The organism is Pedobacter sp. AC190, assembly GCF_979258025.1.
This window is the reverse complement of the sequence record NZ_OZ409824.1, coordinates 1,473,805-1,500,399: the sequence shown is the minus strand read 5'-3', so window position 1 is coordinate 1,500,399 and position 26,595 is coordinate 1,473,805. Positions and strand designations below refer to the sequence as shown.

Below are 26,595 nucleotides of genomic sequence, written 5' to 3'. Positions count from 1 at the left end.
TTGGTCTGGTAATAACGATAGTGTTAGGATTGCTTCGTGCCTCCCAATGACGACCGTATTAGGCAAAAGAAAAGGCCATAAAATAAAATTAAGCGATTCACTTGATACTCGCTACTAGATACTATTAAAATGGAAACAACTGAAAAAAAAACAATTAAAGGCGGCGAATTCTTAATTAAAGAAACGGTTTACCAGGATATCTTTATTCCTGAAGAATTTGATGAAGAGCAACAAATGATTGCGCAAACTTGTCGCGATTTTTTAGAAGCTGAAGTTTATCCGAATTTAGATAAAATTGATAAACAGGAAGACCCAGAGTTAATGCCAACGCTTTTAACCAAAGCTGGCGAATTGGGGATTCTTGGGGTTTCTGTTCCTGAAGAGTACGGAGGTTTTGGTAAAAACTTTAACACTTCGATGTTGGTTGCTGATGTAGTTGGTGCTGGGCACTCATTTGCAGTGGCGCTTTCGGCGCATACCGGAATTGGTACTTTGCCAATCCTTTATTACGGAAACGAAGAACAGAAAGCCAAATACATTCCAAAATTGGGTTCTGGCGAATGGAAAGCAGCTTATTGCTTAACGGAACCTAATTCAGGTTCGGATGCAAATTCTGGAAAAACCAAAGCCGTTTTAAGTGCTGACGGTAAACATTACATCATCAACGGGCAAAAAATGTGGATTACCAACGGTGGTTTCGCAGATATTTTTATCGTTTTTGCAAAAATTGATGATGATAAAAACTTAACTGCTTTTATTGTAGAGAAAGATTTTGGTGGCATTACCATGAATCCAGAAGAACATAAAATGGGAATCAAAGGTTCTTCAACGCGTCAGGTTTTCTTTAACGATTGTGAAGTTCCAGTTGAAAATATGTTGAGTGATAGGGAAAATGGTTTCAAAATCGCAGTTAACATTTTAAACATTGGTCGTATAAAATTATCAGCTGCGGCAATTGGTGCCTCAAAAGCGACATTAAGCACAGCAATTAATTATTCAAATGAGCGTAGCCAGTTTGGCCGTTCGATCTCTAAATACGGGGCTATTCGTTTCAAAATTGCCGAAATGGCTTCGAAGCTTTATGCTGTTGATGCAGCGAACTATCGTGCAGGACAAAATATTGATGACACTTATGATCAATTGGTTGCAGGTGGAATGGAATCAGGTAAAGCAAGATTAAAGTCTGTAGAGCAGTTTGCGGTTGAATGTGCCATTTTAAAAGTTTGGGGTTCTGAGGCGTTGGATTATACTGTAGATGAAGGTGTTCAAATTTATGGTGGAATGGGTTTCAGTGCTGATGCGCCAATGGACAGGGCTTATCGTGATGCTCGGATTAACAGAATTTTCGAAGGAACGAACGAAATTAATCGATTGCTAACCGTTGATATGATGTTGAAGCGAGCCATGAAAGGCGAATTGGATTTAATGGGGCCAGCCACTGCTGTTGCTGCCGAATTAATGAGCATTCCTGATTTTGGCGAAGAAGACACTACATTATTTGCTGCTGAGAAAAAAGTTTTAGCGAACCTTAAAAAAGCGACTTTGATGGTTGCTGGTGCTGCGGTTCAAAAACTAATGATGACTTTAAGTAAAGAGCAAGAGATTTTAATGAACATTGCAGACATGGCAGGCTATGTTTATGTACTGGAATCAGCTATTCTAAGAACCGAGAAATTGGTTTCGTTACGTGGCGAAGAAGCTTCAGCAGGTCAGTTAGATTTATTGAGAATTTATATGGTTGAGGCTGTTGATGGCATTGCCAAAGCGGGTAAAGAAGCACTTTGGGCATTTGCCGATGGTGATGAGCAACGCATGATGTTGGTGGGTTTACGTCGTTTTACCAAAGTAGAACCTTTTAATGTTAAAGATGCTCGTCAAAGAGTTGCTCAGCAATTAATTGAAGCAAATAAATATATTTTTTAAGGCTTTAAAAGCTGAAAAATTAAAGACCAAAGTAAAAAGACAAAACCTGAAAGAACTAATGCGGTATAAAAATCGAATTGGTATCAATGGTGGTTAATAGTCTTTCAGCTTTGGTCTTTTTACTTTGTCTATTTGTTAAATTTGGTTAAAAATTGCGGCATCCGTATTAAAAGCTTATTTTTGCGGACTATGATTAAGATTAAGCACTTTTTATTGTTGGTATGCATTGCTGGATGTTTTGCTGCCTGTAAAAAAACAGATGTAGGTGATGTTTACGATCCTGTTCCGCAATTTAAGGCTGATACTACAGCAATTAGAGCTTACGTTAAAGCAAATAATATTGCAGTCTTAAAAAATGAGCAATACGGTGTCTTCTATCAAATTATTGCTGCAGGCGCTGGAAATGTTACCTATACTTCAACTACCAGAATTAATGTAGATTATGAAGGCAGGTTGCTTAATGGGACAATTTTTGATGCTTCTAAAGGGACTTCACCAACATTTACATTTGGAGGACTTATTCCTGGATGGCAAATTGGAATTCCTTATATACAAAAAGGTGGGCAAATTAGGCTTTTCATCCCTTCATATTATGGGTATGGTAATGCCGTAAATGGATCAATCCCTGCAAATTCAATATTAGATTTTACGATCACTCTTAACGATATCCCAAACTAAATGAATAGAAATTTATTAAAATTTGCTGCTTTTAGCTTTTTGCTTATTTCAGTATTATTTACTTCCTGCAAAAAGGATGAAAACGCTGATGAACAAATTGCGGAGTTTATTCAAAACAATAATATTAGTGCAACAAAACATTCCTCTGGCTTATATTATCAAATTATTAAACCTGGTTCAGGATCATTTACCTATCCATCGAGTACTAAAATTACAATTAAGTACGAAGGCAGGTTATTAAATGGAACTGTAATTGATAATGGTAATGGTGTTGAAAATACCTTCCAGCTGGCGCAGTTAATAGAAGGCTGGAGAATAGGTATTCCACTTATTCAGAAAGGTGGTGAAATTAGATTGATTATTCCGTCTAATTTAGCTTATGGAAGCCAGGCTACGGGGCCTGTACCTGCAAATTCGGTTTTAGATTTTACGATACAATTGATAAACGTACAATAATTAATGAAGAACTTTACAAAACTTAGCCTGTTTACTTTTTTACTGGCTACTATATTATTTACATCTTGTAAAAAGGAGTATGATTCTGTTGAAACAGTAGATGATGCTGCTATAAGTGCCTATATACAAAAGAATAATTTAACAGCTTCGATGATTCAAGATCCAGATAAAACAGGATTTTATTATCAGGTTTTGACTGCCGGAACTGGCGATTTATTTAAAAATAGCGACTCTGTACTTTATAGTGTTTCAATAAAATCATTGAGTAGTGGGACTCCTTATCTTACCACATCTGTTAACGGAAATTGGGGTAATCGTGTAGGTTATACAAATGTTTTACCTGTAACCTCTCAAACAACAGCTATACCTCAAATCCCTGCCATTAGAACTGCAATTAATGCATTAAAGCCAGGCGGTTCTGCTCGAATTATTTTACCATCTTATCTCGCTTTTGGTAAGAATGGATTCACTGATGTCGGAATACCTTCAAATGATATTTTAGATATAAATGTAACGACTAAAACCTTTAAGAGCCAATATGACTTAGATGATAACCGCATAACTAGTTTCTTAGCGGCCAAAGGATTAACAGCATCTGCAGTAAAAGATCCATCAAGAATATATTACATCATTAATACCTTAGGTACTGGCGGAGCAATTGATAGTAAAGAGAGTACAATCGTAGCTAAATATACATTGAGATTGCTAGATGGAACAGTTGCAAATTCTTCAACTGATGGTACTTTTACCTACCAATTAAGTCAACTTATTAAAGGTTGGTATACGATAATTCCAAAATTCCCTGTAGGCACTAAAATGAGGATTTTTGTACCTTCCGATTTGGGGTATTCAAGTTCTGGTAGCGGAAGTGTTCCAGGTAATGCAGTCTTAGATTTTGATATCGAAGTAACCAGCGTTACGAATTAAGCGCTTCCTTAAAAACTTTAAGCACTCTTTCCCGTGCAAATGTATGCTCAACTATTGGTTGGGCATATTTTTTTGTACCATATTCTGGCACCCATTTTTTAATATATTCAAATTTCGAATCAAATTTTTTAGTTTGTAATTCGGGATTGAAAACCCTGAAATAAGGTGCTGCATCGTTCCCCGAACCTGCTGCCCATTGCCAACCACCAACATTGCTTGCCATTTCATAATCAAGCAATTTTTCGGCAAAGTAAGCCTCCCCCCAACGCCAATCTATTAACAAGTGTTTAGATAAAAAACTGGCCACAACCATACGAACGCGATTGTGCATCCAACCAGTTTCATTTAGTTGACGCATACCTGCATCTACAATCGGATAACCCGTATTACCCTTACACCAAGCCTTAAACTCTGCCTCGTTATTTCGCCATTTAATTTTATCGTATTGCTTTTTAAACGAATCGAAAGCAGCGTATGGAAAATGCCAAAGAATCATCATGTAAAATTCCCGCCAGGCTAATTCCGAAAGCCAAACATTTGATTTTTCTTTAATAGCGTCTTGCACAGCTTTTCTAATACTCAAAGTGCCAAACCTTAAGTGTAATCCAATATGAGTTGTTCCATCAATTGCAGGAAAATCTCTTTCCTGCCCATAATCTTCCAGCTTATTCTTGTAGCTAATTTTAGGGAAGTTTAGTTTACTTTCTTCAAATCCCATCTCTTTTAAAGATGGAAATGAAAGGTTTTTTGTTTTAAACAGGTTTTTGAAATACTTTTTTGTAGGATAAGATTTTGTATAAAAACCATCTAGCTTAGCCTGCCATTGTTTATAAAAAGGTGTAAAAACCGTGTAAGGTGTTTTATCTGCTTTTAAAATTTCGCCTTTTTCAAAAATAACCTGGTCTTTGTAGGTTTTAAAGGCAATTTTTTCGCTTGTTAAAAATTCAGCCATATTATCATCGCGTTCGCGAGCATAAGGCTCATAATCGTGATTGGTATAGATTTCTTTTACCTCATAATCTTTTAATATTTCTGTCCATATTTTTTCAGGGGTACCATACTTAACTAACAAGTCAGAATCTTTAGCTCGAAGTTCTTTTTTGATGTTTTCTAACGTTTGATAGATAAAGGTTACACGAGCATCATCTTTAGCACATTTGTCTAATATGTTTTTATCAAAAATAAATAACAGTAGCACTGGATAACCACTTTTTAGGGCATGGTAAAGTGCTGCATTATCTTCCAAGCGTAAATCGCGGCGGAGCCATAAAATATTAATAGGGTGCATTTTTATTTAGTAAAGCGTGTAAATTGGTCAATTGCGAAAATTATAATATTTAGTTTGTAGATAAACTTATTTGTAAATGTCTTTTAATGCATCTTCAATTCTGGTAAATTTGAATTTAAAACCAGCATCAAGAAGCTTTTGTGCAGAGCAATTATTACTCATTAAAACGGCTTCAACTCTTTCTCCCAATAATAATTCAACAACTTTTTTTGGAACTTTAATTGGCCAAAACGGGCGATGAAGTTGCTTCGCTATCGCTTTTGTTAAAGCGGAATTAGTTACAGGAAAAGGAGCACAGGCGTTATAATTACCTTCTATTTTTGGATTCTCTATAGCATCAATATACATTTCAACCATATCTTCGTGGTGCAACCAGGGCACCCATTGTTTGCCCGAACCAATTGCCGAACCTACAAATAATTTTACAGGCAAAGCCAATTGGGGTAATGCTCCACCACGTTTGCTTATTACAATTCCAGTCCTAAGTTTTACTACTCTTATGCTCAGTTTCTTGCCTTGGTCTACAGCATTTTCCCAAAGTTTGCAGCATTTAGCTAAAAAACCAAAACCATTCGGGCTTTCTTCTGTAAGAATTTCATCGCCGCAATCGCCATAATAACCAACCGCCGATGCCGAAATAAAAGACTTAATGTTATGATTTCCAGACGCTTTAATGGCTTTATAAAGTAATTCCGTAGATTTTACACGACTATCAATGATTAGTTTTTTCTGTTCTACTGTCCATTTTTTATCTGCTACAGGCTCACCAGCCAGATGTACAACAGAATCTACATCCGTTAGGCAATTGTAATCAATTTGGCCTTTAAAAATATCCCAAACATAGTTATTTGGGTCATTGGTTTTTTTTCGGGAAAGTGTGTTTACTTTATAGCCTTTGGTAATCAAATGCTTTTTAAGTTCAGTGCCCACAAGTCCGCTCGCTCCCGTAATTAGAATCTTTTTCACCATTCTTTTAAAACACTAAAGATACGAAAGGGTTTGAGCTGTGGTATTATTTTGAGTTGTAATAATTAGAGAGAAATTTGTGAAAATCAATTCTGCATTAAACAAAGTTTCCACGTAAGATAGCTATTATACTTACGTGGAAACCTGATCGCCTCGAGGATTACAGGCCTGCTAAAATTTTGCTTTTTGGTGCTTTAACTGAATAACTTAGTTTAATGGTTTTAGTTTCGTTTGGTGCTATTTTTAAATTCCACGAAAGCATTCCGGTTTCTTTATTTACTTCTGCACCACTACTTTCAAATAATTCAATTTCTACATCACTTTGTGTTGATAATGGATATTGGTCTTTAAGAGACAATTCAATAGCTTCTTTCTTTGTGTTTCTAATTTTTATCAGATAAGTAAATGCCTGTTTCTTATTACTGCCAATAAACTTTGTGCTACTATAATCTTCTTGTTTTTCTTTGGTAATGATGATTTTTTTGTCTTTACCCATGCTTAAACTCAAAGTATCCAAAATATTTGCTGGGTTGATAAAGGATTTCCCCGTATAAGTTCCTTCGAAAATAATATTTGCATTGCCCGCCTGTAAATTCAGCTTTTCCCAATCTAAAACATCTGCTAATAAATAAGCATCTAAACTTAATCTTGGAGCTGCATAATATTTATATTTTGCTGGAACTTCATATTCTTTAAAAGCAACAGTATGAGGCTTATTGTCGCTATTAATATCATACGGGATATCGATATCGAAAGTTACGCCAAGTTGACTTTCGTTAACTGATGTATAATTGTTTACCGTAGAAACGGATGCTGCGATTGCTTTTTTTTCGGCTTTTGCATATCCAACAACTACAACATCGTTTAGCATATTCGCTTCTCCAAGAGGCGATGCCATTCCTCTAATTCTTATACCCGAAGAACTTCCTGCTAGGCTTTGTTGAGCAGGCGAATAAACTGAAACAAACCAAGGATTTAAAGTAGGCGCGGTAATATTATAATTCGGGTTTCCTGTTGATAAAGAAAGCTTCACTTTTTTCCAATCTAAACCAGTATTTTGCGTAATTGCACCCTTGTAAACAATCCCCAAAGGAGTTGAAGTATTAATAGCTTTAACATCGTAGCTTGCTAACCAATTAGCGTTTGGCGTAACATAGGTAATATTATAATTTGCATTTACGTTTTCTTTTGCCAGGAGTTGTAAAACCAGCTGGCCGAGCTGCTGATTGGGATTGTTTCTCAACTCTGCCAATTGCTGTTGTAAAGCATTTAATTTTCGGATTTGTTTCTCTTCGGTTGCGCTAATTGCCAATATAGAATTACGGACTTCGGTGCTCTTTGCCCGATAATACTCTGCAAGTTTAATTAACTCAGCAACATTAGTACCTGTATTGGAACCGCCAGATTTTCTATTTTCATCTAGCAAAACCAAAGTCTGTTCTTCAATGGTTTTTGCATTTTTTGTTTTAGAAAGCTCAGTATTTACTGTTTTAATGCTGTCGTTTAAAAGTTTTATTTCGGGGTTTGCAGCATCAGTATTTAAGAAATCGCGATTAAACTGAACAGCTAAAATGGTTACACCTGCAGAAACTCCCACTTGTATAGAACTTTCGTTAACACGACCCGAAATATTATTGATTACAATTTCTGATGTTCCTGATGGGAGATTAACTTTTCCAGTATGCGTTAGTTGTGCGCCATTGTTGTAAACTGTTACGCTTTCTAAAGCGGCTTTACTTTTTATTTGCTGTTGAGCATAAACACTTAAGGGGAATAAGAATATCGTTAAAAATCGTTTCATTTTGTGTTAAGTTTAAATTTTAAAGCAATGATGCGCCCGCAAATGAGATTCCATAAGAAAATAGTATTTTGTTGAGGATTTGTAAAGAATTCGACATGTTTTTGATGCGGAGAAAAAATACAATAAATTTGTAATTACGGTCTTTAACACACTTTTCTACATAACGATGTCTAAAAAAATTCTAGTTTGGTTTAGAAACGATCTTCGCTTACACGATAATGAAATGTTGGTGGAGGCAATTGCTAAGTCAGATTCAATTTTGCCAGTTTACATTGTTGATCCACGTATTTTTGAAGAAACTAAATACGGCACATTAAAAACTGGGAGCATCAGAGCGCAATTTATACTCGAAAGTGTTGGTGCTTTAAGAAATTCATTAAAACAAATTGGAGGCAATCTTTTAATTGCTAAAGGCGAACCTGAAGAAATTATTCCAGCTTTGGCTCAGGAATATGAAATTAACGAAGTTTATCATCACCGTGAAGTTGCTGATGAAGAAACCCAGGTATCAACATTGGTAGAAGATGGACTTTGGAAGCTGCGTATTAATCTTAAACACTTTATTGGTCATACTTTATACAATAAGGAGGATTTACCTTTCCCGATTAAAGATATTCCTGATGCATTTAATCAGTTTAAAAAGAAAATTGAACGTGATGCAATTATTAAACCCTGTTTTTTAGCGCCCGATAGAATTAACGTTGCTGAAGTAATTGATTGGGGAAATATTCCAAGTTTAGCCGATTTAGGTTTAGCTATTCAAGAAAAGGATATACGATCTGATTTTGAGTTTGTTGGGGGTGAAAGTGAGGGAATAAGCACATTGCAAAAGGTTATAACAGCCATGAAACAAGCTGCTACCACAAAAAACTTAATTCTTGCCTCAAAACTATCAGCCTGGCTGGCAATGGGAACTTTATCGCCGAGAAAAGTTTATTGGGAAATCAAAAAAATGGAAAGCACACCAAGCACCAAGGCCATGTTTAACCATGTATTACTTGGTTTGCTTTGGAGAGATTATTTCCGTTTTATGTTTAAAAAATATGGTAACACTTTTTTTAAGCCGAATGGTTTTGGTAGTCAGGGCGTGGTAGATGAGGCTAATGCAGTTGAGAATTTCAATAACTGGAAAACTGGGCAAACTGGGTTCGCGGTAGTTGACGCAGTTATGAATGAATTAAATCAAACGGGTTATATATCTAATATTGCCCGACAAACTGCGGCTTTGTTCTTAATAAATAATTTAGAGGTAAGCTGGATTTTGGGTGCGGCATATTTTGAAGAAAAATTAATTGATTATAATCCAGCAAGCAATTGGGGTAATTGGGCAAACATGGCAGGTGTAGGGAACGATCAAAAAACGAAGAGTGCTTTTGATTTGGATAAAAACATCAAAAATCTTGATCCAAAAGGAAATTACGCCACAATTTGGGCTTCTTAAAAATAATCGATTGAGTGAATTTGAATAATATAATAATCTTCTTCGGGATGGTATTGTTCTTGCATTTAAAGATCAAGAATTCAATTATTATCAATAATAATTCTATAATTCAAAAAATCTCATTTTAATATAGTTTTTTACCAATTATATAAGGTAAAATTCTAATTTTGTAATGCTTATAGTAAACAGTTAATAATGGGTAGTTTATCTTATCTTAATGGCGAAAACGCCGAATATATAGATTCTTTATATCAGTCGTATCAGCAGGATCCTGAATCAGTTGAATTTGGTTGGCAAAAGTTTTTTGAAGGTTTTGATTTTGGAAGAGGATCTGAAACCACTGCAGTAACCGTAGAAACTCCAGAACAATTCTTAAAAGAGGTTAATGTTTTAAATCTGATTGATGGCTATCGTAGTCGCGGTCACTTGTTTACGCATACCAATCCGGTACGCGAAAGACGTAAACATTTACCAACATTAGATTTGGCTAATTTTGGCTTATCTGATGCAGATTTAGAAACCGTTTTCAACTCTGGTGTTGAAATTGGTATCGGTGCAGCAAAATTGAAGGATATTGTTGCTTTCCTAAAACAAACTTATGCACATTCAATTGGTGCAGAATTTAAATTTTTACGTACACCAGAAGTTTTAAACTGGATTCAGGGTAAAATGGAAAGCGCACGTAACACGCCAAACTTTTCAATCGAGGAGAAAAAACGTATCCTTAAAAAACTAAATGAAGCTGTAAGTTTCGAAAATTTTTTAGGGACGAAGTTCTTAGGACAAAAACGTTTCTCGTTAGAGGGTGCAGAAGCTTTAATCCCAGCTTTAGATTCGGTTATCGAAAAAGGTGCAGAATTGGGAATTGAAGAATTTGTAATTGGTATGGCGCACCGCGGTCGTTTAAACGTGTTAGCGAATATCATGCAAAAAACTTACAAAGATATTTTTGCTGAGTTTGAAGGTAAGAGCTATAACCCAGAAACACCTTTTGGAGGTGATGTAAAATATCATTTAGGTTATTCTACAGATGTAACTACTAATGCAGGTAAAAGCGTTCACTTAAGTCTTTGCCCAAATCCATCGCACTTAGAAACTGTTGATGGTGTGGTAGAAGGCATGAGTCGTTCGAAAATCGATTTCAAATATGGTGGCGATAACAGTCGTTTAGCTCCAATTTTGATTCATGGTGATGCCTCTGTTGCTGGTCAAGGTATTGTTTACGAAGTAATTCAAATGGCTGGTTTGGAAGGTTATAAAACTGGTGGAACCATTCACCTGGTAATTAACAACCAAATTGGTTTTACTACAAACTATAAAGATGCCCGTACAAGTACATACTGTACAGATATTGCTAAAGTAACTTTATCGCCAGTATTTCACGTAAATGGCGATGATCCTGAAGCTTTGGTTTATGCTATTAATCTGGCAATGGAATATCGTCAGAAATACAAAAATGATGTTTTCATTGATATTTTATGTTACCGTCGTTTCGGTCACAATGAGTCTGACGAACCTAAATTCACGCAGCCTTTATTGTATAAAACAATTGAAAAACACCCTAATCCAAGGGAAATATATATTGAGCAATTAACCAAAGAAGGTAAATTGGAAGCGGGATTGGCAAAAGAAATGGAAAAGGATTTCCGTGGAATTTTACAAGAACGTTTAAATGAAGCAAAAGAATTTGTTGCTGGAGACACTGAAGTTAAATTTGGCGGTGCATGGGCAGACCTGCGTATGGCAACTCCAAAAGATTTCGAAACTTCTCCTATTACAGCAGTTAAAAAATCTACTTTATTAGAAATTGGTAAACGTATTACAACTTTACCAACAAATAAAAAATTCTTCAAAAAGATTGAAAAGCTATTTGCTGAACGCAGTAAAATGGTTAATGAAACTAATGTTTTTGATTGGGCAATGGGCGAGCAATTGGCTTATGGTACTTTGTTATCAGAAGGTAAGCGAGTTCGTTTAAGTGGACAGGATGTAGAACGTGGTACTTTCTCTCACCGTCATGCGGTTTTAACTTTAGAAGATAGCGAAGAAGAATATGTACCATTAGCAAACATTTCAGATCAGCAAGCACCATTTGATATTTATAATTCACACTTGTCAGAGTATGGAGTTTTAGGTTTTGAATATGGTTATGCAATGGCTAACCCGAATGCTTTAACCATTTGGGAAGCACAATTTGGTGATTTCTTTAATGGAGCGCAAATTGTTGTAGATCAGTATATTGCGAGTGCAGAGACGAAGTGGCAACGAGAAAATGGTTTGGTAATGTTATTGCCTCACGGTTACGAAGGTCAGGGTCCTGAACATTCATCGGCACGTATCGAACGTTTTATGGAGCTTTGTGCAGATTACAATATGCAAGTTGTGAATTGTACTACACCTGCAAACTTCTTTCATGTTTTACGTCGCCAGTTTAAACGCGATTTCCGTAAACCGTTAGTGGTTTTCTCACCAAAAAGTTTATTGCGTCACCCAGCTTGTGTTTCTAAATTAGAAGAGTTTACAGAAGGGGGTTTTAAAGAAGTAATTGATGATGTAAATGTCAAAGTTGCAGATGTAACTCGTGTAGTTTTCTGTAGTGGAAAAATCTATTACGAATTACTTGAAAAACAACAGACGGATAAAGTTAAACATGTTGCAATTGTTCGCGTTGAGCAGTTATATCCAACACCTGTTGATCAAATGGAAGCGATTACGAAAAAATATAAAAATGCAGATGAGATTTTCTGGGTACAAGAAGAGCCAGAAAACATGGGTGCATGGCCGTACTTATTCCGCAAATTGTATAAAACTGATTTAAAAGGTATTCATGTAATTTCTAGAAGAGAAAGCAGCAGTACTGCAACAGGTTTTGCAAAACAACATGCTAATCAACAAGCTTATATTTTAGCGAAGGCATTAGAAGTTTCTGTAAAACAGGAAGAAGTTAAAAGTGCAACTAAAAAAGCGAGTAAAAACCTAGCAGAAGCCGATTAAGGTTGAGGGTGAAAAGGTGTAAGGTTGAAGGTTTCCTATCAATAGCTTACATATTGAATTTAGACAAAACATCAAAGAAAATACAATTTTAAAAATATGAGTTTAGAGATAAAAGTTCCACCAGTTGGTGAGTCGATAACCGAAGTTGTTTTATCGCAATGGTTAAAAAACGATGGCGATGTTGTTGAAATGGATGAAGTTATTGCTGAGTTAGAATCAGATAAAGCTACATTTGAATTAACTGCAGAGCAAGCTGGAACTTTAAGAACCATAGCTGCTGAAGGCGATACTTTAGCTATTGGCGCAGTAGTTTGTAAAATTGAAGATGGTGGCGCAGCGCCTGCAAAAGCTGATGCTCCTAAAACAGAAGAAAAGGCAGTAGTTAATGAAGATAAAACAGCAGCACCGGTTGCTGAAAAATCTGGTGAAAGCTACGCTACAGGAACTCCATCTCCTGCAGCTGGTAAAATTCTTGCTGAAAAAGGTATTGATGCTGCTGCTGTAAAAGGTACTGGCATTGATGGTCGTATTACTAAAGATGATGCTGTAAAAGCTGAGGCTGGTAAAAAGGCTGAAGCTCCAAAAGCTAATGCTCCAGTTGCTGCTGCTCCTGCAGGCGCACGCTCTGAGCGTCGCGAAAAAATGTCGCCATTACGTAAAACCGTAGCAAAACGTTTGGTTGCTGTTAAAAATGAAACAGCAATGTTAACTACTTTTAACGAGGTTAACATGAAACCAATCATGGATTTACGTGGTAAATACAAAGATTCTTTCAAAGAAAAACATGGTGTTGGTTTAGGTTTCATGAGTTTCTTCACCAAAGCGGTGACTGAGGCATTAAAAGATTTCCCTGCTGTAAATGCTCGTATTGATGGCGAGGAGATTGTTTATAATAACTTTGCTGATGTTTCGATTGCAGTTTCAGCTCCAAAAGGTTTAGTTGTTCCAGTTATCCGTAATGCAGAAAGCATGAGTTTAGCTGAAATTGAAAAATCTGTTTTGGCTCTAGCTCTTAAGGCTCGCGATGGTAAATTAACAATCGAAGAAATGACTGGCGGTACATTTACAATCACTAATGGTGGTGTTTTTGGTTCGATGATGTCTACTCCTATTATTAATGCGCCACAGTCGGCCATTTTAGGTATGCATAATATTATTGAGCGTCCTGTTGCTGAAAAAGGTGAAGTAGTGATTCGTCCGATGATGTATGTTGCTTTATCTTACGACCACAGAATTATCGACGGGCGTGAATCAGTAGGTTTCTTGGTTCGTGTAAAACAATTATTAGAAGATCCAGCTAGATTATTATTGGGCGTTTAATCCCAGTAATATCTTAATAACATTCATACTACAAGCCTTAACATTTTTTGTTAGGGCTTTTTTTTATAAATGTAAACCCGTCATTGCTTCGTGCCCCAAAATGATCAACACATACACCTTTATTCAATACCTTTTCAAGCTGTCATTTCAAGTGAGGAAATGCCGAATCGATAATTTTTACTGTATTCCCAAGATTTCTTGACTTTGCTAAAAATGACGATACAACTATTATATTAGCGCATGAAATTAACTTTCAATCTAAAATTCCTAATCATTTTTATCACAATTTTCGTTGTTGAAGTTTTGATTGCCAAATACCTTAATGATGATTTTATTCGTCCTTTTGGAGGGGATGTTTTGGTAGTGGTTCTGATATATGCTTTCTTTAGGATTTTTCTTAAAACAAATAATAAAAAGCTAGCTCTAGGTGTATTGATTTTTTCTTTTGTAATTGAGTTTTTGCAAGGCTTGCATTATGTTAATTGGTTTGGCTTGGAGAATAATAAGTTTTGGAGTACAGTTTTAGGCACTTATTTTACTGTTTATGATTTGCTGGCCTACTTTGTCGGTTATTTGATTTGTTTGTTGTTTAAGGATTGAAATGGGTAATAATTTGTCATTCAGAGGAACGAAGAATCTGTTTCATTAGTTGCTGATGCTTCTTGTTTCAATATTACATAATATTCAAAGTTGCCGCATCCAAAAGATTAATCTCACTCTCGTTTTAAATGATAGAGAAATTTAAATCTGCATCCTCAACAGGGCCTCATAAGGATCTCCTTGCAAATTCAATAACCTGCTAAAGGCTGGCTCTGTTTTGTGTCCTTGTTTTTTTAATTCAATGATTTGCATTCTAAAATCTTCACCTTTTTCTTGAAGTATTTTATACTCAATTAGCATATGGCGGTAAGCATTTTGCTGTTTTGTTGGAATATTTTGGCCAAAGATTTCGATTTCAAAATCATCTATAAAGAAATTTGCTTTTAGAGCGTTAAACTTTTTGTTTTTCGTAATATTAAAGCCTCGCTCATGTTTGAAATGGTATGTCAAGTCATTTTCAAATTTTTTATCATCCTGGGCGTAACAAATTATATCTAAATCACTGTTTTCGATGTCTATATTAATCGGGATTGTACCAGTTAAAATTGGATTATATTGAGTAAGGTTTTCCAGAATTGCACGTTCAGTTAAAACCTGATAAGCTTTTCTTTGTCTTTCGGTTCCTGTTTTTAGATAAGATATATCAAGAAAATTTATCATTTCTAGGCGTTTTGCAGCTTTTGTTTCTTATGGTATCCAAAGTTACTAAACCCGATAGTATGAATGCCAATGCAATGTAATTCTGACGTGAATTTTTCGATAAAACTTTGTTAAAGTACAGGTTTCATTGGCAGTAAGGATAGCGGGAAGTGGCCTTGATTTTGGTAGAAGGTTGCTTTCAAGAAATAATTACTACAATTGTCACAGCTAGGGGCGAAGCAATTTGATAAATAGGTTTAATAACTAATGCTTTAGGATTGCTTCGTGCCTCACAATGACAACTTTATATTTTAAAGAAAAAGCCCACTTCAATTAAGAAATGGGCATATAATATTTAGGCTAAGAAATCGTAATTCGTCAATCTGAAATCGTAATTTCCTTAATCCTCTACAATCTCGCTGTTAATGCTTACATCATCTTTTACATCTTCTTTAAAGTAATTTTTTTGGAAGATCAGTATGAGTATCACACCAACGGATATCGCAGCATCAGCAAGGTTAAAAACGGGTCTGAAGAAAACGAATTCATCGCCACCCCAAATCGGTATCCAGCTCGGAAAATGTCCTTCTGCAATTGGGAAGTATAGCATATCTACAACGCGACCATGAAACCAGGTTTCATAACCATAAATTTTTCCGTAGAAAACCGAATCGATGATATTTCCTAAAGCACCTGAAAAAATCAGGGCAACATTTAAAATTAAACCACGGTGGTATTTGTGCTTAATTAAATAGTGTAAACCGTATCCAATACCACCCACAGCAGCAATACGAAACAATGATAGAGCTAGTTTTCCAAACTCACCACCGAATTCCATACCGAAGGCCATACCATTATTTTCTGTAAAATGAATGATAAACCATTGGCCAATGATTTTAAATTCCTGACCAAGGTACATGTTGGTTTTAATCCAAGTTTTAAGTGCCTGATCGGCAAGTAAAACCAAAAATATAACTAATAAAGGTTTTGTATAGCCTTTCATTAACTCTGCTTTAATTTAGCTTCCATGCTTAAAGTAGCGTGAGGAACCGCACGTAAACGTTCTTTTTGAATTAATTTACCAGTTTCGCGGCAGATACCGTAAGTTTTGTTCTCGATACGAACTAATGCATTTTCCAGGTTATCAATAAATTTTTTCTGACGGGCAGCTAATTGATTGATTTGCTCTTTTTCCATCGTCGCAGAACCATCTTCTAATGTTTTGTAAGCACCAGACGTATCTTCTGTTCCGTTTGCATTTGGGTTACTTAATGATGAAGTTAAAGCATTAAGTTCTTCTTTAGAACTGCGTAATTTATCTTGAATTAATTCTTTAAATTCCTGTAGTTCACTGTCTGAGTAGCGTGTTTTGTTACTGTTTTCCATGTTTTTAATTTAGTTTTCTAATATATGGATTTATATTTTAGTTACTGAAATGCTTAACTCAACATCATCGATAGTGATTTTGTTTGCGTTTATCTCAGTATCCGTTAATTCAAATTCGTCTGCTAAAATTTCAGCGCAAATGTAAGCCTTGTTTTTAGCAACTGCATTAGCTATTAAGTTATCATTTTGTAATGAAACTTTAATTCGATCGGTTACTTCGAAGTTTAATTCTTTACGTATGTTCTGAACTCTGTTTACCAATTCGCGAGAAATTCCTTCCTGTTTCAATTCTTCAGAAATGGTTACATCTAAGGCAACGGTTAAACTGCCTAAATTAGTAACCTGCCATCCTGGAATATCTTCTGCAAAAATCTCAACGTCTTCGTTTAAATCGATCTTGTATTGAACATCATTGCTGCCGGAAACATTGATGAAGCCATCCGTTTCCAAACGCTGGATATCGTCCTGATTCATCTCTTCTAATGCGCTTTTTACAAGGCTCATATCCTTACCAACTTTTTTACCTAATGATTTAAAATTAGGTTTAAGCTTTTTCATTACAATGCCGTGCGTATCGGTAATAAATTCGATGTGTTTAACATTTGTTTCTGAAAGAATATAATCGGCAACTTTTGAAATTTTTTGCTCGAAATCGCCATTTAACGATGGGATTAATATTTTTTCTAAAGGCTGACGAACATTAATTTTCGAAATTTTACGTAGTGATAAAACCATCGAAGAAATATCCTGAGCGTAAAGCATACGTTCGTTTAAATCGGTATCGATTAAGTTTGCATCGCCTTCTTTCCATAAAGTTAAATGAACTGATTGCTCAGCAGTTTTATCGGTAACGGTTAAGTTTCTGTACAACCAATCGGCAAAGAAAGGTGCAACAGGACTCATCAGCTGTGCTAAAGTTTCTAAACAAGTATAAAGCGTTTCGTAAGCAGCACGTTTATCATCAGTCATTTCGCCTTTCCAGAAACGGCGGCGACTTAGTCTGATGTACCAGTTACTTAAATGCTCATCAACAAAGGCCTGAATTGCTCTGGTAGCTTTGGTTGGTTCGTAAGTATTGTAACTTTCATCAACTTCGTTAATTAAGTTTTGCAATAACGATAAAATCCAACGGTCTAATTCCGTTCTGTCTTCAACCTTGCTTAGGTTATTTTTATCGATTTCGAACTTATCAATATTAGCATATAATGCGAAGAAGGCATAAGTATTGTAAAGCGTACCGAAGAATTTACGGCGAACTTCAGCAATTCCTTCGATGTCAAACTTTAAGTTATCCCAAGGATTTGCGTTCGAAATCATGTACCAACGTGTTGCATCGGCACCATATTCGTTAATGGTTTGGAATGGATCTGCAGCGTTTCCTAAACGTTTAGACATTTTCTGCCCGTTTTTATCTAGTACTAATCCGTTTGAAACCACATTTTTGTAAGCTACCTTATCGAAAACAAGCGTAGAAATAGCATGTAATGTATAAAACCAACCACGGGTTTGATCTACACCTTCAGCAATAAAATCTGCAGGGAAATCTTCGTTTGAATCAATGGTTTCTTTGTTTTCGAAAGGGTAGTGCCATTGTGCATAAGGCATTGAACCTGAATCAAACCAAACATCAATTAAATCGGTTTCACGAGTCATTGGTTTGCCTGATGGAGAAACCAAAGTAATCTGATCTACTACATTTTTATGCAAATCAATCAGGTCGTAGTTCTCTTCAGACATGTTGCCAATTTCGAATCCTTTAAAAGGATTTTCTTTTTGGAAACCAGCCGAGATAGATTTTTCGATGGCATTATAAAGTTCTTCAACCGAACCAATTAATACTTCTTCTTTTTTATCCTCTGTTCTCCAAATTGGCAAAGGAATGCCCCAATATCTCGAACGCGATAAATTCCAGTCGTTGGCATTTTTTAACCAGTTACCAAAACGACCCTCACCAGTAGCTTTCGGCTTCCAGTTAATGGTTTCATTAAGGTCAAACATTTTGTCCTTAATATCAGTAACTTTAATAAACCACGAATCTAAAGGGTAATATAAAAGTGGCTCATCAGTTCTCCAGCTGTGTGGGTAACTGTGTACATATTTCTCAACCTTAAAAGCTTTGTTTTCTTCTTTTAATAAAATCGCGATTTCTACATCAACCGATTTTTCGGGTGCTGTGCCAGCATCATAATACTCATTCTTAACATATTTGCCTGCAAAAGGCCCAACATGTTTAGTGAATTTACCCTGTAAATCGACCAAAGGAACCAAAATGTCGTTATCATCTAATACCAACATTGGTGGTATTTCTGGAACGGCTTCTTTGGCAACCTTAGCATCATCTGCACCAAAAGTAGGGGCGGTGTGTACAATACCAGTACCATCTTCGGTTGTTACAAAATCTCCTGAAATTACTCGGAAAGCATTTTCAGGATTGTTGTATGGTAAAGCGTAAGTTAAAAGTTGTTCGTATCTAATGCCAACCAATTCCGTTCCTTTACATTCAGCAAGAATTTGGTAAGGAATTTTCTTATCGCCAGCTTTGAAATTAGCAAAATCATCAGCCTCATTACTTTCGAAGAAAGTTTTGCTGAATTGTTTTCCAACCATGTTTTTAGCCAGAATAACATTCGTTGGCAAAAAAGTATATTGGTTAAAAGTTTTAACTAAAACATAGTCGATTTTTGGGCCAACAGTTAACGCTGTGTTCGATGGTAAAGTCCATGGAGTTGTAGTCCATGCCATCAAATAGATATCTCCAAAACCTTGTAAAAAGGCTGGCAAAGTATCAGTTAATGCTTTAAACTGAGCAACAATTGTAGTATCGGTAACATCGCGGTAGGCACCAGGTTGGTTTACCTCGTGAGAACTTAAACCTGTTCCTGCTTTTGGCGAATAAGGTTGTATAGTGTAACCTTTATAGATTAATCCTTTATCGTAAATCTGTTTTAAAAGCCACCAAACCGACTCCATATATTTCGATTTGTAGGTAATATACGGGTCATCCATATCTACCCAATAGCCCATCTTTTCAGTCAAATCGTTCCACACATCTGTGTAGCGCATTACTGTTTTTTTACAGGCTTCATTGTAATCTTCAATAGAAATGGTTCTTCCAATATCCTCTTTGGTAATGCCCAATTCTTTTTCGGTTCCAAGTTCAACAGGCAGGCCATGCGTGTCCCAGCCGGCTTTTCTTTTAACCTGGTAACCTTTAATTGTTTTGTAGCGGCAAAAAATATCTTTAATAGCACGAGCCATTACGTGGTGAATCCCTGGCATACCATTGGCAGACGGTGGACCCTCGTAAAAAGTAAACGGATTAGATTTTGGGCGAGAAGAAATGCTTTTCTCAAAGATGTCTTCCTTTTTCCAAAAATCCAGTATTTCTTGCCCTATTTTGGCAAGGTCTAATTGTTTAAATTCGCTATACATCAATCAAGTACCTCAAAAAATTAAGGATGCAAAGTTAAAGTTTTTCGCTCAAATTTGGTAGTTTAGATGTAAATACTTTTAACGTGAAATTATTTAATATAGGTTTAACATTAATGGTTGTGGCGGTAATCGCCTTACCTGTAGTGGCAGTAATTAACCCTGCCAACCGCGATTTCGTTTTATACAGCTTTTATTTCTGCGGTTTGCTAGAACTAATTGGGTTAGTTTTTGTTCTACTTCATATCATCAAATTAAAAAGGAAAACCTTATGATCAAGCTTCTCAAATTGCAAAAAGCTGTACTTGTACTTATTGCTGGTGTGGTTTCTTATGTTTTGTATCTCATTTTAGATGCATCAGAAGTTAGCGGAGCACGTTACCTACAAATATTAGCAGGTATTTTGGTTATGGTTGGTGCCCTTTGGATGCTTTATCCAATACTCTTTGCCAAAAAAGATGATGACGGTAATGCAGAAATTATTACCGATCCAACGGTTGAAGCTTCTGTAGATGAGGAAGAAAAAAAGCCTGTTACTGAATAGGGGTTATAACGAGATATAAGAATTTGAGAACATTTAAAGTAAGTTTTTAATACTTTAAAAAATATTAGAAAAGCAAAGACTGCGTTCCATTTATGCGTTAGTCCTGCTATTCTCTTCAATCTTTTGCCTTTGGTTTTGGGTAAACTCAGGTTACGACAACAAAAGTATTTTCGTTTCTATCAGGTTTGTTTAATAAGAATTGGTAATCTTATGCCAAGCTGCAAAATGCATAGAAAGCAAAATAAACGTTACAGCGCTTTGGGTTCCTTAATAATTTGTAATTTCATCAAATTAAAATCAACCAACCAAACCACTTTCTTATGAAGTACCTTTTCTCTGCTGCCATTATTTGTGCCGCATCTTTAGCCAATGCACAAGATAAATTTGCCGATGTATTTACCAAAATTAATACTGAAGTTCAGCAAAACTCAAAAGCCTACCAAACCCTTAAATACGAAACCGAAACCATCGGACACCGTTTAACGGGTTCGACTAATGGTGCTAAGGCCGAACAATATGCATTCGATTTATTAAAATCTTATGGTTGCGAAGTTAAATTTCAACCTTTTGAAGTAGAAAGCTGGGCAAGAAAAACCATCAATGTAGAAATCGGCGCTACTAAAAACAGTCTTTCGAAAATAAAAGCTGTTACATTAGCTCATTCGCCAGTAAGTGCAGATATCAGCGGAGACATTGTTGATGCAGGTAATGGGCTTGAAGTTGATTATCAAGCTAACCCTGATAAATTTAAAGGTAAAATTGCACTGATCTATCTAGGTGTTTTACCAGGCTCGCCAGCTGGAACAAAATCATTACATCGTTCAGAAAAAACAGCTATCGCTACAAAGTATGGTGCAACTGGTGTAATTATCATTAATACGGTAAAAAATGGCGTTTTATTAACTGGTACGGCATCGGTTACGGGTAAGTTAATTCCTATTCCTGCGGTTTGTATTGGCCTGGAAGATGGCTTAGCATTAAAAGAAAAATTAAAAACTCAGGTACAGGTTGCGCACATCGCCATGACTAATTTTTCGGGCTTAATTAAGGCCAGAAATGTTGTGGCAACTTTTAAAGGAACCGAAATGCCAAAAGATAAAATTGTTGTTGGTGGGCACTTGGATAGCTGGGATTTATCAACTGGTGCTATAGATAATGGTATCGGTTCTTTCGCAATTATGGATATGGCCCGTACTTTTAAAAAGCTGAATTTAAAAACTAAACGCACTGTAGAGTTTGTTTTGTTTATGGGTGAGGAGCAGGGCTTACTAGGTTCAAAAGCTTATGTAGAGCAAGCAAAAAAGGCAGGAAATATTGGTCAGGTAAAGTTTATGCTTAATTATGATATGACAAACGATCCGAAAGGATTTTCCACTTCGAGAGCTGAAATGAAAACTTTATTTACAGCCTGGGGAGCAGATATTGTGAAAATAGATACGGGATTTAAAAATTTATTTAACGCAGGCGCAGGTTTACACAGCGATCATCAGCCGTTTATGTTAGAAGGTATTCCAACAGGCGGTGGTGCTGGTGGTAAACTACCAAACAACTCTGGCCCATATTATCATTCTGATGGTGATAGTTTTAAATTGGTAGATGAGCAGGGTTTAAAAAATACGGTTCGTTATAGTGCAATGCTTACGTATGCCTTAGCCAATACACCGAAAATTCCAGTTGGTGTGCAGGGAGAAGAAGAGTTAAGAGCATTTTTAGAATCTCAAAACTTAAAAGAACCATTAACCATTGCTGGTGAGTGGAGGTGGAAATAGTTTTTTGCTTATAGTACTTCAAACCCGTCATTTCAACTGAAGCAGAGAAATCTTTACTAGATTTCTTTTAATCGGAATGACGGGTTTTAACTTTAAACTCTAAACGATCGCCCTAAACTCACCTCATCCTACCCGCTAATATAGCTTTCCAACTGGGAAATAGTTTGTTTTTGATCCTCAATAATAAATTTAACCAAATCTCCGATCGATATCATTCCTTTAACTTCTGCATTTACAACAATCGGTAAATGACGGATGTGTTTCTCGGTCATAATTTCCATGCATTTATCAATCGTATCTGCGAGATTTATCGTTATCGGATCGGCGGTCATTGCTTCCTTAATCAAAGTATCTTTTGAGGATTTACCTTGAAGGATAAGTTTTCTGGCGTAATCACGTTCTGTAAAAATTCCTAATAATTCTGAACCTTCCATTACAAGTAAAGCGCTAATGTTTTTTTCGGTCATTACTTTTAGAGCATCTAAAACAGAAGTATTTTCTGTAACAGAAATTATTCTTACCTGTTTTGTGTCAAGTAGTTGTTTTACAGTTTTCATAATTAGTTTAATTTGGTTACTTGAATTTAAGAAATAATAAACTGTAAATCAATATTTTATTTCTTATGGATATTGGTTGTTATGGTGAAGATTTTTCACTTTAAATATTGGCACATTTACCCTTTAAAAAAGGGTGATTTTACTCTAACATTTAATAATTGGAAGTTCTAAATTTAATGTATGAACAATTTGCCTAATGAATCCAGAAAAATGCTGACAATAATGTTAGCCTTCTTTTTTTTATTAAGTATTGCCAGTTTCTTTTTTTTAAATGATGAAAAACTGCTTTCTGAAAAGGACAAAAAGACCATTTGCCCCAATTGCCATCCAATTTCTGATTTGAGATAAAATTTATTTTGTTATTCTATTATTTATAACACAGGGGGCACAAATGATGTATTGATGGAAGATAACTGGGGATCTTAACGCAAGCATGAGGCTTTGATAAAACAACTCCTTTTGGTTGTGTATATTGTACACTAAGGCGCGTTTAAAGCTGCATTATTCTTTTTCTGTTTGAATCGGTTGAGTTTTCTATGAAATAACGGTATGCGAGTTGCAAAGATCTGGTTATCTACCTAAAATAATTTTATGTTTACAAAAAGCAATACCAGAATAATTTTGATCGATGGGAGGGTTGTCATCCTTAGACAGATTAGCCAAATCAAAACTAAATGCCGAATATTTATCGATGGCATAGAAAAAGGTCATTTAGTCGAAGCCAACGGATTGTTTGTGGCAGAAGACAATAGTAGCATTGAACCCATAGTACTGTTAAAAATTAATGATTTGGCGAAGCGAGCAAAGGTGGCTTAGAGCGCACAACAATCAACCTCAAATAATCATTGAGTCAATTAATACTCAAGCTTTTGATATTAGCTAAAGTATTGTGTAATTTTGTGCGTTAGAAATAATTACTTTTCGAAACGTATGCAAATAGCATATAATGAGATTTTATATTTCGCAAATTATTGATTTAAAACAATTTAAACAATCATAATATGTCATCAGTAGAGACAACTTACATCCCTTACAAAGTTAAGGACATTTCACTGGCAGAATGGGGCCGTAAAGAAATCGAATTAGCCGAAGCAGAAATGCCAGGTTTAATGAGTTTACGTGAAGAATTCGGTCCAACACAACCGCTAAAAGGTGCTCGTATTGCAGGTTGTCTGCACATGACCATTCAAACAGCTGTATTAATCGAAACATTAGTGGCTTTAGGTGCTGAAGTTACCTGGTCATCTTGTAATATATTCTCAACACAAGATCATGCTGCTGCTGCAATTGCTGCTGCTGGTATTCAGGTTTATGCTTGGAAAGGCTTAAACGAAGAAGAATTTGATTGGTGTATTGAGCAAACTTTACACTTCGGCCCTGAGCAACAACCATTAAATATGATTTTGGATGATGGTGGCGATTTAACCAATATGGTTTTTGATAAATACCCTGAGTTAATTGCTGCAATCAAAGGTTTATCAGAAGAGACAACTACAGGTGTACACCGTTTATACGAAAGAATGAAAAACGGAACATTGCACTTACCTGCAATCAACGTTAACGATTCTGTAACTAAATCTAAATTCGATAACAAATACGGATGTCGTGAATCATTGGTTGACGCAATCCGTCGTGCAACTGATGTAATGATGGCTGGTAAAGTGGCTGTTGTTTGTGGTTATGGCGATGTTGGTAAAGGTTCAGCTGAGTCTTTAAGCTCACAAGGTGTACGTGTAATTGTAACTGAAATTGATCCAATTTGTGCTTTACAAGCTGCAATGGAAGGTTATGAAGTTAAAAAATTCGCTACAGCTGTTAAAGAAGCAGATATTATTGTAACTACAACTGGTAACCGTGACATTGTTCGTGGCGAGCATTTCTTAGCAATGAAAGATAAAGCAATCGTTTGTAATATCGGTCACTTCGATAACGAAATCGATGTAGCTTGGTTAAACGAGAAATATGGTTCAACTAAGGTAGAAATCAAACCTCAGGTAGATAAATATACTATCGAAGGTAAAGATATCATCTTATTAGCTGAAGGTCGTTTAGTAAATCTGGGTTGTGCAACTGGTCATCCAAGTTTTGTAATGAGTAACTCATTTACCAACCAAACTTTAGCGCAATTAGAACTTTGGACTAACACAGATAAATACGAAAACAAAGTTTACGTTTTACCTAAGTATTTAGATGAGAAAGTTGCTCGTTTACACTTAGCTAAAATCGGTGTAGAATTAGATATTTTAGATCAACACCAAGCTGATTATATCGGTGTACCAGTAGAAGGTCCATTCAAATCAGACGAATACCGTTACTAAGCATTTCTCGTTATTGCGAGGAATGAAGCAATTTCATTTATGATTTGCTAAAAGGGATGTGCAATTTGCATATCCCTTTTTTGTTTTTATTTTCTTACGATGGAACTTAAATGGCCTGTTGCTTGTTTAGAAAAAGAACTACAGCCACTGCAACTTAAACCCGACAGAGCGGAATAGCCCGGAATGAAAGCGAAGCGAAATGAGGACTATAAGCGATGGCGGGATTGAAATAACCCAAGCGAGCCGAAGCCTGATTTTCTGATGTTTGAAATTAAAATTTGTAGATTTTTTCTCTGAAAAGAAAAAATTGCGCTAGGTTTTATGCTTAAATAGACGGAATTATAAATGGTTATAAAACCTGGCGCAGCAGAACTTTTCTGCAGAATTTTTATCTTGTTGCTTTTTTGAATAAAGCAAATGGAGCGTTTTTTGAGGTAATTAAACCTTCGATACTTTAACAGCAGTTGGTCCTTTTTGGCCCATTTCTACCTCGAACGTAACTTTATCGCCTTCTTTAATTTGTGTTACCAAACCGTTAGCGTGTACGAAAATGCTATCCTGAGTTTCGGTGTTTTTAATAAAACCGTAACCTTTACTATCGTTAAAGAAAGTAACTGTACCTTTTTTTACCGGATTTTCATCGATAATATCTTCTTGTCTTGTTATACCGATTTGTACATCCTCAATGTTAAATACTTTCTTCTTTTTTGGATCCGGTGGAGTAGACGAAATGTTACCATTCTCATCAACGTACGCAAACATTTCTTCTAGAGCTAAACCTTTTTTTGCATTAGATTGACGCTCTTCTTTTTTCTCTTGTTTGTCTTTTTGTTTTTTTAATCGTTTTTTTTCGTTCTCTTTTTTACTGTATGTTGCCTGAGATTTAGCCATATATATATAATTGTTTTGTTTTTAGAAAGGTGAGTGAATTGTAGAATTATACAAATATAAGAATACTAAAGCAGAAATACGATTTTATTCCGCTAAGGTCTGCTTATCAATTATTTACCGTTCCACTTTTGTTTGTCTATTTGATATACGAAATTCCATTTTAGGGGTTCGCCATAATAGGCAACTTCTAAATCGGCAATTTTTATGGCGCCGAGCTTTTCGGTAGCCTTTTGTGAACGAAAATTTGTTGCCCCAATGTGTAATATTACCTTATCTACTGATTGAAAAGCATAATCTAACATCAATTTTTTTAGTGCTGCATTGTGGCCTTTTCCCCAAAACTGGCGGCCTATAAAAGTGTAGCCAACTGCTACCGAATTTTGCTCTTCATCTAATTCATAATATCTCGAACTGCCAACGATTTGTCCGGTTTTTTTATCGTAAACTAAGAAAGCACCATTCGATTCTATTGCGCCCTTAAAGAAATTTTCGAAAACCTCTCTTTTATAACGGTCTTGGTTGGGGTGTTGCTCCCAAATTAAAGGGTCGGATGCTACGGCATACAGGTTTTCAAAATCATCGGCTTTTAATGGAACAATTTTAATTAAATCGTTTTCCAGAGTAGGTTGTAGTTCGAATTTCATTTTAGTGCGGTATAAAAAAAGGCT

21 protein-coding genes are annotated in these 26,595 nt (G+C 35.8%); 11 read left to right on the top strand and 10 right to left on the bottom strand.

What is annotated here, in order from left to right; all coding sequences use genetic code 11:
- The first annotated feature begins 129 nt into the window (after positions 1-129).
- The 4 genes from ACZZZI_RS06575 (at position 130) to ACZZZI_RS06560 (ending at position 3,984) form a co-directional block, all read left to right on the top strand.
- Positions 130-1,923 carry an acyl-CoA dehydrogenase family protein gene (locus tag ACZZZI_RS06575; RefSeq protein ID WP_463488985.1) on the top strand — a complete coding sequence of 598 codons (1,794 nt, stop codon included), beginning with the start codon at positions 130-132 and terminating at the stop codon, positions 1,921-1,923.
- 189 nt (positions 1,924-2,112) lie between these two features.
- Positions 2,113-2,601 (top strand): FKBP-type peptidyl-prolyl cis-trans isomerase, encoded by a 489-nt coding sequence (locus ACZZZI_RS06570; RefSeq protein ID WP_463488984.1) that lies wholly within the window; start codon positions 2,113-2,115, stop codon positions 2,599-2,601.
- Positions 2,602-3,057, top strand: coding sequence for an FKBP-type peptidyl-prolyl cis-trans isomerase (locus tag ACZZZI_RS06565; protein WP_463488983.1), 456 nt, complete (start codon positions 2,602-2,604; stop codon positions 3,055-3,057). It begins immediately after the preceding gene.
- A 3-nt stretch (positions 3,058-3,060) separates the two neighbouring features.
- Positions 3,061-3,984: an FKBP-type peptidyl-prolyl cis-trans isomerase gene (locus ACZZZI_RS06560; protein ID WP_463488982.1), complete on the top strand. Its 924-nt coding sequence runs from the start codon at positions 3,061-3,063 to the stop codon at positions 3,982-3,984.
- On the opposite strand, the gene ACZZZI_RS06555 is transcribed toward ACZZZI_RS06560, so the two are convergent.
- From ACZZZI_RS06555 to ACZZZI_RS06545, 3 genes are all read right to left on the bottom strand, one after another.
- On the bottom strand, positions 3,974-5,272 hold the full coding sequence (locus ACZZZI_RS06555; protein WP_463488981.1) for a cryptochrome/photolyase family protein: 1,299 nt from the start codon (positions 5,270-5,272) through the stop codon (positions 3,974-3,976). The genes ACZZZI_RS06560 and ACZZZI_RS06555 overlap by 11 nt on opposite strands.
- Before the next feature lie 66 nt (positions 5,273-5,338).
- Entirely contained in the window at positions 5,339-6,241 is a 903-nt protein-coding gene (locus ACZZZI_RS06550; protein WP_463488980.1) for a TIGR01777 family oxidoreductase, read from the bottom strand.
- Positions 6,242-6,398: 157 nt separating this feature from the next.
- Positions 6,399-8,039, bottom strand: coding sequence for a DUF4139 domain-containing protein (locus tag ACZZZI_RS06545; protein ID WP_463488979.1), 1,641 nt, complete (start codon positions 8,037-8,039; stop codon positions 6,399-6,401).
- Between the two features lie 166 nt (positions 8,040-8,205).
- Here ACZZZI_RS06545 and ACZZZI_RS06540 point away from each other — a divergent pair, with 166 nt between their 5' ends.
- The 4 genes from ACZZZI_RS06540 to ACZZZI_RS06525 all read left to right on the top strand — a co-directional run bounded on the left by ACZZZI_RS06540 (position 8,206) and on the right by ACZZZI_RS06525 (position 14,394).
- Positions 8,206-9,480, top strand: a complete 1,275-nt coding sequence (locus tag ACZZZI_RS06540; protein ID WP_463488978.1) for a DASH family cryptochrome — start codon at positions 8,206-8,208, stop codon at positions 9,478-9,480.
- A 195-nt stretch (positions 9,481-9,675) separates the two neighbouring features.
- Complete coding sequence (locus tag ACZZZI_RS06535) at positions 9,676-12,474, top strand: 2-oxoglutarate dehydrogenase E1 component (protein WP_463488977.1); 2,799 nt, start codon at positions 9,676-9,678, stop codon at positions 12,472-12,474.
- A 96-nt stretch (positions 12,475-12,570) separates the two neighbouring features.
- Positions 12,571-13,794: a 2-oxoglutarate dehydrogenase complex dihydrolipoyllysine-residue succinyltransferase gene (odhB, locus tag ACZZZI_RS06530; protein ID WP_463488976.1), complete on the top strand. Its 1,224-nt coding sequence runs from the start codon at positions 12,571-12,573 to the stop codon at positions 13,792-13,794.
- A gap of 240 nt (positions 13,795-14,034) precedes the next feature.
- A complete protein-coding gene (locus ACZZZI_RS06525; protein WP_463488975.1) occupies positions 14,035-14,394 on the top strand; it encodes a ribosomal maturation YjgA family protein in 360 nt (119 codons plus the stop codon).
- A 141-nt stretch (positions 14,395-14,535) separates the two neighbouring features.
- Here ACZZZI_RS06525 and ACZZZI_RS06520 read toward each other — a convergent pair whose 3' ends face one another.
- The 4 genes from ACZZZI_RS06520 to ileS form a co-directional block, all read right to left on the bottom strand.
- Positions 14,536-15,054 carry a DUF4269 domain-containing protein gene (locus ACZZZI_RS06520; protein WP_463488974.1) on the bottom strand — a complete coding sequence of 173 codons (519 nt, stop codon included), beginning with the start codon at positions 15,052-15,054 and terminating at the stop codon, positions 14,536-14,538.
- 379 nt (positions 15,055-15,433) lie between these two features.
- Positions 15,434-16,036: a lipoprotein signal peptidase gene (locus ACZZZI_RS06515; protein ID WP_316764744.1), complete on the bottom strand. Its 603-nt coding sequence runs from the start codon at positions 16,034-16,036 to the stop codon at positions 15,434-15,436.
- Entirely contained in the window at positions 16,036-16,419 is a 384-nt protein-coding gene (locus tag ACZZZI_RS06510; RefSeq protein ID WP_029286865.1) for a TraR/DksA family transcriptional regulator, read from the bottom strand. Before ACZZZI_RS06510 ends, ACZZZI_RS06515 begins: the two co-directional genes overlap by 1 nt.
- 30 nt (positions 16,420-16,449) lie before the next feature.
- Entirely contained in the window at positions 16,450-19,851 is a 3,402-nt protein-coding gene (ileS, locus tag ACZZZI_RS06505; protein WP_463488973.1) for an isoleucine--tRNA ligase, read from the bottom strand.
- Between the two features lie 268 nt (positions 19,852-20,119).
- On the opposite strand from ileS, the gene ACZZZI_RS06500 reads away from it, so the two are divergent.
- Together ACZZZI_RS06500 and ACZZZI_RS06495 are read left to right on the top strand one after the other, a co-directional pair.
- Positions 20,120-20,392, top strand: a complete 273-nt coding sequence (locus ACZZZI_RS06500; protein WP_316764727.1) for an isoleucyl-tRNA synthetase — start codon at positions 20,120-20,122, stop codon at positions 20,390-20,392.
- 320 nt (positions 20,393-20,712) lie between these two features.
- The gene (locus tag ACZZZI_RS06495; RefSeq protein WP_316764725.1) at positions 20,713-22,161 is read left to right on the top strand and encodes a M28 family peptidase; all 1,449 of its coding nucleotides are present in this window, start codon (positions 20,713-20,715) and stop codon (positions 22,159-22,161) included.
- 128 nt (positions 22,162-22,289) lie between these two features.
- On the opposite strand, the gene ACZZZI_RS06490 is transcribed toward ACZZZI_RS06495, so the two are convergent.
- The gene (locus ACZZZI_RS06490) at positions 22,290-22,718 is read right to left on the bottom strand and encodes a CBS domain-containing protein (RefSeq protein WP_316764722.1); all 429 of its coding nucleotides are present in this window, start codon (positions 22,716-22,718) and stop codon (positions 22,290-22,292) included.
- A gap of 1,001 nt (positions 22,719-23,719) precedes the next feature.
- Here ACZZZI_RS06490 and ahcY point away from each other — a divergent pair.
- A complete protein-coding gene (ahcY, locus tag ACZZZI_RS06485) occupies positions 23,720-25,036 on the top strand; it encodes an adenosylhomocysteinase (protein ID WP_316764719.1) in 1,317 nt (438 codons plus the stop codon).
- A gap of 438 nt (positions 25,037-25,474) precedes the next feature.
- Here the strand turns inward: ahcY and ACZZZI_RS06480 are convergent, their stop codons facing one another.
- Entirely contained in the window at positions 25,475-25,927 is a 453-nt protein-coding gene (locus ACZZZI_RS06480) for a cold-shock protein (protein ID WP_109926476.1), read from the bottom strand.
- A gap of 110 nt (positions 25,928-26,037) precedes the next feature.
- Positions 26,038-26,571, bottom strand: a complete 534-nt coding sequence (locus ACZZZI_RS06475) for a GNAT family N-acetyltransferase (protein ID WP_463488972.1) — start codon at positions 26,569-26,571, stop codon at positions 26,038-26,040.
- Between the last annotated feature and the right edge of the window lie 24 nt (positions 26,572-26,595).